This is a genomic window from Thermoactinospora rubra (genome assembly GCF_002093975.1).
Classification (GTDB): domain Bacteria; phylum Actinomycetota; class Actinomycetes; order Streptosporangiales; family Streptosporangiaceae; genus Nonomuraea; species Nonomuraea rubra_A.
Map to the genome: position 1 here is coordinate 128415 of NZ_MSZZ01000043.1, position 10562 is coordinate 138976.

Below are 10562 nucleotides of genomic sequence, written 5' to 3' on the forward strand. Positions count from 1 at the left end.
GCCGCTGCGCCCACGGCGAAACCCCGGCGGCATGAGACGACCGATCCTAGCCGCCCTCCTGCCGGCGCCCACCGCGCGTGATCCCCGGTGGCGGGAGACGTCCTCTCCTGCCTGGCATCTGGGGAGCAGCCCTTTCCCCCGGTTTTGGCGGGTGGGGTCTTTTCCTCCGGCGCGAGCCGTACCACATTGGAGCTATGAACGCGACGGTTGGAGACCGGCTTCTGGTGCACGGGCACGTCGTCGGACAGAAGGACCGGTCGGGAGAGATCATCGAAATCCGCGGGCCCAACGGCGGCCCGCCGTACGTGGTCAGATTCGACGACGGTCACACCGGGCTGGTGTATCCAGGCCCGGACGCGGTGATCCAGCCCAAGTAAGATCTCTCGTGTGAGATCAGAGGTCTTCACGCTGACCACGGGCTCGAGCGAGACGGTGCACGACATCACCGCCCGCTGCGAGCAGTTCGCCCGTGAGGCCGGAGGGGACGGGCTGCTGCACGTCTTCGTCCCGCACGCGACGGCCGGCGTGGCGCTGATCGAACTCGGCGCGGGCAGCGACGACGATCTGCTGTCCGCGCTGAGTGACCTGCTCCCGGCCGACGACCGCTGGCGCCACCGCCACGGCTCCCGAGGACACGGCAGGTCGCATGTCATGCCCGCGTTCATCCCCCCTTACGCGACCGTCCCCGTCCTCGGCGGGCGGCTCGCCCTCGGCACGTGGCAGTCCATCGCCGTGGTCGACCTGAACGTCGACAACGCGCAACGTCAGGTCAGGTTGTCGTTCATCGGCGGTTGACCGTTGACGACTGAGGGTCACAGCGTGTGGACTGTCCCGAAGCGACAACCGCACACCAGGAGGGATACAAGTGAGCGCGACCGCGGGTCAGGCGCAGGGCGAGCGCGGCCTGGCCGAACGGCTCGGCCTCAAGCCGGGTCAGGTGGTGCAGGAGATCGGCTGGGACGAGGACGTCGACGAGGAGCTTCGCGCGTCCATCGAGGACCTGACCGGCAACGAGCTTCTCGACGAGGACACCGACGACGTCGTCGACGTGGTGCTGCTGTGGTGGCGTGACGGCGACGGTGACCTCTTCGACGCTCTCAGCGACGCCATGCGAGGTCTCGCCGAGGGCGGCCAGATCTGGCTGCTGACCCCCAAGGCCGGCAGAGACGGCCACGTGGAGCCGAGCGACATCGGGGAGGACGCCGCGACCGCGGGACTGTCCCAGACCAGCAGCATCTCGGCCGCGCCCGACTGGTCGGGCACGCGGCTGGTCGCTCCGAAGGGGCGGCGCTGACCCCGCCTGCCGTCGGCTCTCTCGCTCCCGACTTCGAGCTGAAGGACCAGCACGGCGTGCCCGTGCGGCTGTCGAGCCTGCGCGGCAGGCGTGTCGTGCTGGTCTTCTTCCCGCTGGCCTTCAGCGGCATCTGCCAGAGCGAGATGGCGGCGCTGCGGTCCTTCTCCGCCGCGCACGTGCTCGGCGTCTCGGTGGACTCCATGTTCACCTTGCGTGCGTGGGCGGATCAGGAGGGCTACGACTTCCCGCTCCTCTCTGATTTCTGGCCACATGGACAGGTCGCGCAGGCGTACGGTGTGTTCGATGATGTGAGGGGGTTCGCCCTGCGGGGGACCTTCATCATCGACGGCGACGGCGCGATCATGTGGTCGATCGTGAACCCGGTCTCCGCACCGCGCGACGTCGCCGACTATCTCCAAGTCCTGTCGTCGTAACCTCGGAGGATGTCATGCCCTGCTATCGCTGCGGGGCCCGGCAGACCGACCCCGTCCGCGGCGCGTCCCCGTGGCGGCGCGGGGTCCGCCGCGAGGTCCAGGTGCTCATCTGCCCGGACTGCCAGCGGCACCACGACCTCGACCTCGACACCTGCGAGTCGTGCGGCTCCACCTCGCTCATCTGCCGGCTGGGCGAGGTCGAGTGCCGTTCCTGCGGCGCCGTACGGCAGGCCGCGGCGGCCCGCGAGCTGGTCACCACCGTGCCGGGGCTGTCGGCGGAGGTCGAGGCGGCCCTGAACCGGGTGCTCGGCCGGTCCTGATGGGGGTCCCGATGGCGGTTGTGCGACTCTCCTGACTAATCCTGACATGCGCTATCGTTCCGTGGCGTGAGCTCGTTCGTTGTCGCACTCGACGTCGGTGGCACGTCCATGAAGGGCGGCCTGGTCAGCGATGGCGGCGTCGTGCTGCTGAGCGAGCGGCGGCCCACCCCGCGCGCCGACGGCCCCGAGGCGGTCGTCGAGGCGATCCGCGCCTTCGTCGGCGACCTGGCCGCCTCCGGCGACGGCACGCCCGCCGGCGTCGGCGTGGCCGTCCCCGGGCTCGTCACCCCCGCCACGGCGGTCTACTCGGCCAACATCGGCTGGCGCGACGTGCCCGCCTCCGCCTTCACCGCCCTGGACGTGCCCGTCATGCTCGGGCACGACGTCCAGACCGGCGGCCTGGCGGAAAGCGTCCTGGGCGCCGGCCGTGGCGTCTCCGACTTCCTCTTCCTGCCCATCGGCACCGGCATCGCGGGCGCCATGATCGTCCGCGGCGCGCCGTACGGCGGAGCCTCCGGCTGGGGCGGCGAGATCGGCCACATCCCGGTCTTCCCCGACGGCGAACCCTGCGCGTGCGGCCAGCTGGGATGCCTGGAGACCTACGCCTCGGCCGCCTCGGTCGGGCGGCGCTACAGCCTGCGGTCGGGGATCCCCGACGTCCGCGCAGAACAGGTGGTCACCTCCGACGACCCGATCGCGATCGAGGTGTGGGACGAGGCCGTCGAGGCGCTGTCACTGGCTCTGGCGACCTACACGCTGCTGCTCGACCCCTCGCTCATCGTCCTGGGCGGCGGCCTGGCGGAGGCCGGTCCGGCGTTGTTCGACCCGGTGCGGACGCGGCTGGTCAAGCGCCTGGCGTTCCGCGACGCGCCGCCTCTGGTGCCCGCGGCCCTGGGCGTGGACGCGGGGATGCTGGGGGCCGCGCTGCTGGGCTGGCGCGCCGCGGGACGACCCGAGCTCGGGCCTTCGTGGAAAGCGGATGTGCGATCCGCGCCTTCGGTGTCGTAAGGTGTAGTGCCTGTCCGGGCGGTTAGCTCAGCGGTAGAGCACTCGCCTTACAAGCGAGGGGTCACTGGTTCGAACCCAGTACCGCCCACCTGCGAAAAGAGGCCCCGCAGCGATCTTGCTACGGGGCTTCGTGCCATTAACGTGCCATTAGCTCTTGCTGATCATGGCGTCTATCGCGTTGACGATCTTCCGGTCAGCTTCGGTCGTGCTGTGCTGGTAGATCAGCGCCGCGCGTACCAAGGGCGGCGCTGCGCGCCGCCACCCGCCCGCGCGGGCGGTCAGGGCGCACAGACGGACCCTCTCCTCGCGGGGCATCTCGGATCACCCGAAGTACGGTATGCGGACCGCGCGAAGGTCAAAGAGGACGCCTTCGGCGGGGACTCGGCTCCGGGAAGATCGCACGGGGAGAAGCGGGCAGGTCTGCGCATCACATATCAACGGTTGATCGCTCGTGAGCGGCGAGTTCTTCCGGGGTGCCGACGAAGGCAGGGCCGCAATCGGAGGGAAGGCGTTCCACTACCATCGCGACGGCTTCTGCCGGTGTCGTCGCAGGTCCTACTGTCTCGCCACGATGAGGACCCAACACCATGTAGCCGCCTTCCGGAGCGGGTGCGATGTATGGGATGTCCCATGTCCATCGAGGACTTGTGCACCGGCTGAAGTGAAGTTCTCCCATGCCTGTCCAGGGAAACAGCTGCCGCAGGCGGGGCTCGGCGTAGGCCGCGTCCAACAGCTCGGGGCGTACACGTCCGTCAGCGCGAACTTCCCGCCAACCAGCCTCGACAATGGCCGTGCTCGGTCGGAGGGCGTTCATGGTGACATCATGCACGTCGGGCGCCATTGGCGTGCCATTAGGCGAGGGAAGACGGCTGACGTGCGATGACCCCAGAGCATAGGAGAGCTGCACCAAGAGGCGTGATCGCCATGCCATTAGCGTGCCATTAGAGCACGCCCGAGACGCCATCGGTGGAGCACTGTCCGAGGTCGGCCCGCAGGTCAACGCGCTAGCCAGAGCAATCTTGACTCCTTACAAGCGAGGGGTCACTGGTTCGAACCCCAGTACCGCCCACCTGCGAAAAGACCCCGTCTCCGATCTTGGAAACGGGGTCTGGGTGACTAAGCGAGTGACTATCCCCGAAGATCTTGCCTATCGCCGCAGCTCCCTGCATGATCACCGGCCGGATTTGGTGCCGGCAGACGGTCTCGGTGACCACCGTGTTGGTGTGGCCGACCAGGCGCGAGATGTCCTCGATCGGGACACCCGAGTCCGAGAGCAGAGACACGAAGCTGTGCCGCAGCTCGAGCGGTGACCAGTCCTTGCCGGTGAGCTTGGTCGCGTCGACCACCTTGCGGAAGTCCCGCCGGACGTTGTGGGCCGTGACCGGCGTTCCGGTCTTGGCGCAGAAGCCGGACGGGTACCAGCAGTGGAAGCCGGAGCTGACCCCTCGGTCGGGACACGAGATCGGGCGGCTGTGCGGGGGTGGCGGAGGAGAGGGCCCCGCACTCAAGTGGGGTACGGCGGGGCGGATGCGGCATGCTTCCCGCCACCCGGAGGCAGGAAGATCACCGCGCCGCCGTACCCGCCAAGGGCGCGATGGGGCGGGGATGGGGCATTCTCGCGCGGGGATGTGCCGTCCCATCGCGCCCCGTCTCAGGGGTCGAGGCCGTCCGGTGGGGCGAGGTAGCGGGCGAGCACCGCGGCCGTCCGGACTGGCCAGGGCGTTCTCCCAGGAGCCGTAGAAGGCGACCAGCAGTCCCGGACGTATTGCGGGCTGGGCGAACCACTGGCCAGGGAGAACAGGACCGGCACCGCGTACATCAGGAGCCACCCCCTGCCCCTGGAGCGGCACCGCAAGGGGAGGTGTGGCCCGCAGGTCTCGATACCGGAACGCGATACGGCGCGCGGCACGGCTCGGCTCGCGGGCCGGATGCCAGGCGTAGACCGGCCGCTTACGCCGCCCGTCCCAGCCGGAGCGCCACCAGATGTGTTCGCCGTCGCACCAAGGCCACCAGCCCGGCCCAGACGGAGATCGCGGCCAGGCCGTACCCGTCGGTGACGTCCGCCTCGATGCCAAGGTCGTGCAAGGCGGACCGTAACGCGGCGGCGGCCTCAACCGCCGCGGAGGCGAGAGCGGTCGCATAGGCCGCTGGCGCCCGGATGTCGTGCCCCGATCTCCTACGGTTGGCCATGGGTCAGGACCTCGATTCCTGATCAAGGGACCCGTACGGCGGAGCGAACGCCTGCGGGTCCCGCCTTGTGGCGTCGGTCTCATCACATCCCGTCAAGGCCGTGCACGGTCAGTGCGAGCGGGGGAGACTGGGGGAGACGCACGCCTGGGCCGCACGCCTGCGTGCCGAGCGGCGAGAGCGCCTGTGGACTCAGCGGGATCTGGCCAGGCGGCTGGCCGAGGTCGCGGCGGATCACCTCCGGTTGCCCGAGCGTGAGTCCCTGATCCGGATGATCAAGGATTGGGAAGCCGGACGGCACCAGCCGAAGGACCCCTACCGGCTCCTGCTGTGCCGCGTGTTCGACGCCAGCGAGGCCGAGCTGTTCCAGACGCCCCAGGACGCACCGGCCGCCGACCCGGATGAGGTGCTTGCACGGTTGCTCGGTGACGGTGAACGCCTCACCCCTCATGTCAGCCGCGGCGGCCGGCGGCTGGGGAAGAGCGCGGCCGCGGATCTGTCCGCACGGGTTCACGGCCTGCGCCTGGCCGACGATGTGATCGCGGGCAAGGATCTGATCCGGCCCGCCTTCCGGGAGCTGGACAACGCCGTGCGCCTCTACCGGGGGAGCAGCTTCACCGCGGAGATGGGGCGCGGCCTGCTGGTCGGCATCGGTGAGCTTGCGCAGATCGCGGGATGGATCGCCGGCGACGCCGGAGCGCACGAGCAGGCGGCCCGCACCTACCGCTTGGGGATCGGCGCGGCCCGCACGGAAAGGCCGTCCGCTCATCGGTGCCATGCGCTACGTGCATAAGGGGCGCCACCCGCGATTTCTCCAGGATGTTCGCGGAGAAGCCAGTACTCGAAGGAGGGGATGTGCTGGCGTGACGAGCAGGAAGGCGTGCAGTACTCGGAATCGGCACGCCTGCTTCGGGAGACGTCGCTGGGCATCGAATCCATCGCCACGAGGGTTGGTCACCGCGACGAACGCGCTTTCCATCATGCGTTCCGGCGACAGGCCGGCCACGGGCCCCGGTCGTTTCCGTAAGGAACACGTTGCCTGAGAAGTTCCTGACCTGCCGCACCCGGCGAACCCCAGCCATGATCGCAGGCTGGCGTTCGCCGGGTGCGGTGGCTACCGACGGTCAGCTGCAGTCGGGGATGACCACCCCGTTGATGTCCTTGGCCGTGTCGTTGCCCCAGCGGCTCAGGTAATACGCCGATACGAACGAGCGCCCCTTGCCTCCTGAGTTGACCGCGTCCAGATCGGTCAGCAGCCACCAGTGGTTGTAATTGCCCAAACCGTCCCTGACCTCCCTCCCCCACTTCTTGCAGAAGACGTAGTTCCTCGCCTGATAGAGAGTGCCCTGCGGTGTGGCGCCGCTCAAAGGTCCCGAGTAGCCGGTCGCATTGGCGAAGGTGTCCACCCAGTATGATCCGCTGCTCTTGCCGGTGCAGTCGGGGATGACCACCCCGTTGTTGTCCTTGGCCACGTCGTTGCCCCAGCGGCTCAGATAGTACGCGGAGATCCAGGAGCGACCGCTCCCTCCGGGATAGACGTGGTCCAGGTCGGTCAGCAGCCACCAGCTGTTGTAGTTACCCGCGGTGTCGCGGACCACATCGCCCCGCTTCTTGCAGAACACGTAGTTCGTTGCTCGATAGAGCAAGCCCTGTGACGGGCACTTCCCGACGCAGGATGTCCACGGATACCCGTTCGCTGTGGCGAAGGTGTCCACCCAATACTTGCCCGGCGAGGGGCTGGCCGTGGGCTTGGGTGTCGGTGTCGGTGTCGGTGTCGGGGTCGGGGTCGGAGTCGGGGTTGGTGTCGGGGTCGATCCCAAGGCGGCCACATCGAGCCGCAGCCGCGGAGTGACACCGCCCGGATAGCTGATCACCTTGCCGGACGACTTGAGCTTCGCTTCCAGCTCTGCCACCCCCAACGCTGGAAACGCCTGACGCAGTACGGCGAAGGCGCCGGAAACGTGAGGTGCAGCCATGGAGGTACCACTAAGCGACCCCCACCGCCCGCCGGGCAGCGCGGAAACGATTCCGGTGCCCGGTGCGAGCACGTCAAGCAGGGGCCCGCGGTTGCTGAAGCTCGACAGCGCGTCGGTGTCGGTGGTGCTGCCCACCGCGATCGCCGAGGAGACGCAGGCCGGCGCGCTGACCGCGTCGCCGTACCCGTTGTTGCCTGCCGCCACCACGGTGGCCACCCCGCTGGCCCGGAGGTTGTCGATCGCGGGTGCGAGCGGGTCGGTGTCACAGGCGGTGGTGTGGTGGCCGAGACCGACGCTGAGATTGGCCGCCGCGATCGGCATCCCAGAATCGCGGAGCGCCTGTACCTTTTCCAGCGCCGCCAGCTGGGCACTGACGAAGCTCAGCACGCAGGGAGCGCCACCGGGGCCGCAGAAGTCCTCCGAGTCGAACTTGCTGAAGATCTGCATCGCGACGATGTTCGCCTCCGGTGCGACACCGTGCCCCGGCGCGCCCGGAACGCCGGCGCCGCCCGCGATGATCCCGGCCACGTGCGTCCCATGGGCACAGTCCAGCGCCGCGCACGGCCCCTGCTCGGCGTCAGCCGATCCCGCGCCCTCCTGCGCCTCGGCACCGTTGGGACAGAGGCTGGAGGCGCCGTACTCCGGATCGGCGGGCGAGAAGCACGCCTCCGCGAGCACCCGGCCACCGAAGAAGGGGTGCCGCACCGCGACCCCGGTGTCCAGTACGGCTACCGCGGCCCCTCTGCCGGTGAGCCCCGCCGTACGGGTCCGGTCGGCGCCGACGATGGGGATGCTCTGGGCGAGCATGGGCGGCGACGGCCGATCCTCGACGACGCTCACCACCCCAGGCTGCTCGGCCAGCCGGTCGAGCCCGGCCTGGTCCACTCGTAATACCACCATCGGCAGCCGTGAGTAGCGCTGGAGCACTGGAGCGGACCCGCTCGCCGCGGGCAGATCGGCGGTGGATTCGGTCGTCACGATCACCCGGACGGCGCCGCCCCCCGACAACCGTTTGGCCAGTCCCGGCTCCACGTGCGGAAGCTGGACCTCGGCTGTCGCCACTCCGGTCAATGCCATCGCGGCGACAGCGGATAAGGCCGCCAGTGCAACAGGCCATTTCTTCTTCACGGGTGTTTCCTGTCGATAAGAGTCAGATAAGAGTCATCTGAGCCACAGCCACAGTGCGCCTGCCTGGAGCGCGCCACAGCCGACCAGAAAGGCCGTCAGCGCTTCTCCTTCCAGCGCATCGAGTGGAGGCACGAGCACGATGAGGGAAGACGGCAGCGTGAGCACGAACAGGACGATGCCGGGACCGATCGGCGCGCCGTACTTGAGGGAAACGAAATGGGTGATGCCGGCCGCGACCAGCACGAGCCCCAGATAGGCACCGGAGATGACAAGCTCTTTGCTCACAGTTCCCCCATCCGTGAAGGGGCAGGCCCCGGCGAAGGGCCTGCCCCTGGTTGCCTAACGAGTCGCGTACGCGCCGTTCTTCGGATTGCCGAAGCGCACGGCGCCGCGGTAGACCCAGGCGATCGCGCGGCAGTAGGCCCTGCGCGCGCCGTACGCGGAGCAGGTCCAGTCACGCAGGGTCACGTAGAACAGGTCGTCCACGGGCGACTTGTGCCAGCGGTCGAGGTAGTAGCGGTAGAGCTTGTAGGTGTTGCCGATCAGCCCGTAGCCGTAGTCGTGCATGTCACAGGCCGCGACGAAGTCGAACCCGGCGGGCCGGTCGGGCGCTCTGGTGCAGTGGTCGAACAGGACGCCCACGACCCACCGGCGGGTGGGCAGCTGCCGCCAGTACGGCTTGCGCCAGCCGTAGTGTGCCACCCAGGCCGAACAGCCGCTCTTGGTGTACCAGAGCCATGTCGCGGCGGACGAGCAGTAGCTGGGGTAGGCCTGCGCCGAGACGGAGCCGTCGGGCTGGAACTCCGTCGAGGGCGGGGCTATGGCGCCGGGATCGGCGAGGCTCGGCGCACCGCTGGGCGGGCTGTCGGGCGAGTCGGGCGCGTCAGGCAGGCTGCCGGGGCCGGTGGGGGTGGCGGTCGGCGCGGCCGAGTCGCCGGCGTAGTTCAGGTCCCAGCCGCCCTTGCTGAGGGAGGAGAGCGTGGAGACGCGGCCCACGGTGTCGTAGGCGTAGGTGGCCTGGAGGCTGACGCTGGGGGCGGTGACGGTACGCAGGTAGCCGGCGGTGTCGTAGGCGTACCTCGCGACCACCTCCGGTGCGTTGGAGCCGGTCGCGAGCGAGATCTCCTTGACACGTCCGGCGTAGTCGCCGAAGCCCGCCGAGGTGGCGGTCGTCGCCGTGGCATAGGCGAAGGTGAGCACGCTCTGCGGCGTTTCCCCGGCGGCCGGTTCCGTCACGGTGGCGACCCGGCCCAGGCGGTCGTAGCCGACGGTGGCGGTGCCGTGCGCCGTGTTGCCCACGCCGGTCACCCGCCAGGAGGCGGCATCCGACGTCACCCGGGCCCAGGTGTAGGTGAGGCTGATGTCGGCAGCGGCGGCGACGGTGCCGTCGGGCTTGACGAACGAGTCGTCACCGTCGGCTGGCGCGCCGAGGTCCATGGCGGGGGTCTCGGTGATCGTGGTGTGCAAGGCGCCGAGAGCGGAGTCCCAGCGGGTGGTCTCGGTGAGCTTGCCACCATCGGCGGCCTCGAACTTGCGCACGCCGCCACCCATGGGCAGGGCGGCACTGCTCTTGAGGTCGTACTGGATGGAGCCGGGCAGGCCCACCTCGGTGACAACGATGGAGTCGCCATGGACGCTGAGCGAACGGCTGGTCGCGCCACCGAGGAACTCCGCCGACCAGCCGGGACCGAAGACCGCCAGGTCGGCCCGTGCGGACGGCACCGACTCCGGCCGCGCGAGGGTCCCGGCCACGGCGGTCACCGTGTGCCTGCGCCCGATCGCCCCCTCGGTGACGTCGGTTTCGGCGAATTCGAAGCTTTGGTCGTCGAGGATGAACTGGCCGGGACCGATCTGCTGGACCGTGCCGGCGGCCGGATCGGCGGCAGCCGTCGGAATGGCGATGGTGAGGGGGAGTACGGTCACCGCGGCCGCCAGGCCGATCGATAACAGGCGAATTCTCTTGATGAGCATGCGTGGGTCGCCTCTTGTCATTGATGGGGAGAGACGACGTCACCTTCACTGATGCCGCCTTCATTGCGCCTTCGTCGCGCCTCCATCGATTTCACGGGACGCAACCGTGGGCGTCGCCCGCGGCGACATCGAGACGTTGTTACACACGCGCTCGTAGCGGCAATCCGGCGTGCCGAAGTCGAACTTCTCGACGGCAGGGAGCGGGAGTGTCAAGAAAAGGGTGTAACTAGATCTTGATGGGTTT

The 10562-nt window shown here is 69.0% G+C and carries 14 protein-coding genes and 1 tRNA gene; 8 read left to right on the top strand and 7 right to left on the bottom strand.

Annotated elements, in window-relative coordinates:
- The first annotated feature begins 194 nt into the window (after positions 1-194).
- The 7 genes from BSB02_RS29555 to BSB02_RS29585 all read left to right on the top strand — a co-directional run bounded on the left by BSB02_RS29555 (position 195) and on the right by BSB02_RS29585 (position 3144).
- Entirely contained in the window at positions 195-377 is a 183-nt protein-coding gene (locus BSB02_RS29555) for a DUF1918 domain-containing protein (RefSeq protein ID WP_084963850.1), read from the top strand.
- A gap of 10 nt (positions 378-387) precedes the next feature.
- Entirely contained in the window at positions 388-795 is a 408-nt protein-coding gene (locus BSB02_RS29560; RefSeq protein WP_084963851.1) for a YjbQ family protein, read from the top strand.
- A gap of 70 nt (positions 796-865) precedes the next feature.
- Complete coding sequence (locus BSB02_RS29565; protein ID WP_084963852.1) at positions 866-1294, top strand: DUF3052 domain-containing protein; 429 nt, start codon at positions 866-868, stop codon at positions 1292-1294.
- Positions 1291-1728, top strand: coding sequence for a peroxiredoxin (locus BSB02_RS29570; protein WP_084963853.1), 438 nt, complete (start codon positions 1291-1293; stop codon positions 1726-1728). Before BSB02_RS29565 ends, BSB02_RS29570 begins: the two co-directional genes overlap by 4 nt.
- Positions 1729-1742: 14 nt before the next feature.
- A complete protein-coding gene (locus BSB02_RS29575; RefSeq protein ID WP_084963854.1) occupies positions 1743-2048 on the top strand; it encodes a hypothetical protein in 306 nt (101 codons plus the stop codon).
- Between the two features lie 66 nt (positions 2049-2114).
- On the top strand, positions 2115-3056 hold the full coding sequence (locus BSB02_RS29580) for an ROK family protein (protein WP_084963855.1): 942 nt from the start codon (positions 2115-2117) through the stop codon (positions 3054-3056).
- Between the two features lie 16 nt (positions 3057-3072).
- A tRNA-Val gene (locus tag BSB02_RS29585) sits at positions 3073-3144 on the top strand.
- A gap of 339 nt (positions 3145-3483) precedes the next feature.
- Here BSB02_RS29585 and BSB02_RS43680 read toward each other — a convergent pair.
- The 3 genes from BSB02_RS43680 to BSB02_RS43170 form a co-directional block, all read right to left on the bottom strand.
- Positions 3484-4020: a DUF6193 family natural product biosynthesis protein gene (locus BSB02_RS43680; protein WP_420855895.1), complete on the bottom strand. Its 537-nt coding sequence runs from the start codon at positions 4018-4020 to the stop codon at positions 3484-3486.
- A 40-nt stretch (positions 4021-4060) separates the two neighbouring features.
- A complete protein-coding gene (locus tag BSB02_RS43165) occupies positions 4061-4696 on the bottom strand; it encodes a tyrosine-type recombinase/integrase (protein ID WP_276206365.1) in 636 nt (211 codons plus the stop codon).
- A 310-nt stretch (positions 4697-5006) separates the two neighbouring features.
- A complete protein-coding gene (locus tag BSB02_RS43170; RefSeq protein WP_276206366.1) occupies positions 5007-5141 on the bottom strand; it encodes a hypothetical protein in 135 nt (44 codons plus the stop codon).
- 373 nt (positions 5142-5514) lie between these two features.
- Between BSB02_RS43170 and BSB02_RS29600 the strand changes: the two genes are divergently transcribed.
- Entirely contained in the window at positions 5515-6036 is a 522-nt protein-coding gene (locus BSB02_RS29600; RefSeq protein WP_158088754.1) for a hypothetical protein, read from the top strand.
- A gap of 331 nt (positions 6037-6367) precedes the next feature.
- Here the strand turns inward: BSB02_RS29600 and BSB02_RS29605 are convergent, their stop codons facing one another.
- From BSB02_RS29605 to BSB02_RS41655, 4 genes are all read right to left on the bottom strand, one after another.
- Positions 6368-8347, bottom strand: coding sequence for a S8 family peptidase (locus BSB02_RS29605; RefSeq protein WP_206184948.1), 1980 nt, complete (start codon positions 8345-8347; stop codon positions 6368-6370).
- A 33-nt stretch (positions 8348-8380) separates the two neighbouring features.
- The gene (locus tag BSB02_RS29610; RefSeq protein WP_084963857.1) at positions 8381-8632 is read right to left on the bottom strand and encodes an SCO4225 family membrane protein; all 252 of its coding nucleotides are present in this window, start codon (positions 8630-8632) and stop codon (positions 8381-8383) included.
- A gap of 54 nt (positions 8633-8686) precedes the next feature.
- The gene (locus tag BSB02_RS29615; protein ID WP_158088755.1) at positions 8687-10318 is read right to left on the bottom strand and encodes a phospholipase A2; all 1632 of its coding nucleotides are present in this window, start codon (positions 10316-10318) and stop codon (positions 8687-8689) included.
- 60 nt (positions 10319-10378) lie between these two features.
- Positions 10379-10562, bottom strand: a 184-nt coding sequence (locus BSB02_RS41655; protein ID WP_206184949.1) for a hypothetical protein, incomplete at its 5' end; no start/stop codon positions are given.

Bases quoted from the DNA above. Each gene is read 5' to 3' on its own strand.
- BSB02_RS29615 (WP_158088755.1), bottom strand. From the start codon at position 10,318: ATGCTCATCAAGAGAATTCGCCTGTTATCGATCGGCCTGGCGGCCGCG.
- BSB02_RS29575 (WP_084963854.1), top strand. From the start codon at position 1,743: ATGCCCTGCTATCGCTGCGGGGCCCGGCAGACCGACCCCGTCCGCGGC.
- BSB02_RS29600 (WP_158088754.1), top strand. From the start codon at position 5,515: ATGATCAAGGATTGGGAAGCCGGACGGCACCAGCCGAAGGACCCCTAC.
- BSB02_RS29555 (WP_084963850.1), top strand. From the start codon at position 195: ATGAACGCGACGGTTGGAGACCGGCTTCTGGTGCACGGGCACGTCGTC.
- BSB02_RS43680 (WP_420855895.1), bottom strand. From the start codon at position 4,020: ATGGCGTCTCGGGCGTGCTCTAATGGCACGCTAATGGCATGGCGATCA.
- BSB02_RS43165 (WP_276206365.1), bottom strand. From the start codon at position 4,696: ATGGGACGGCACATCCCCGCGCGAGAATGCCCCATCCCCGCCCCATCG.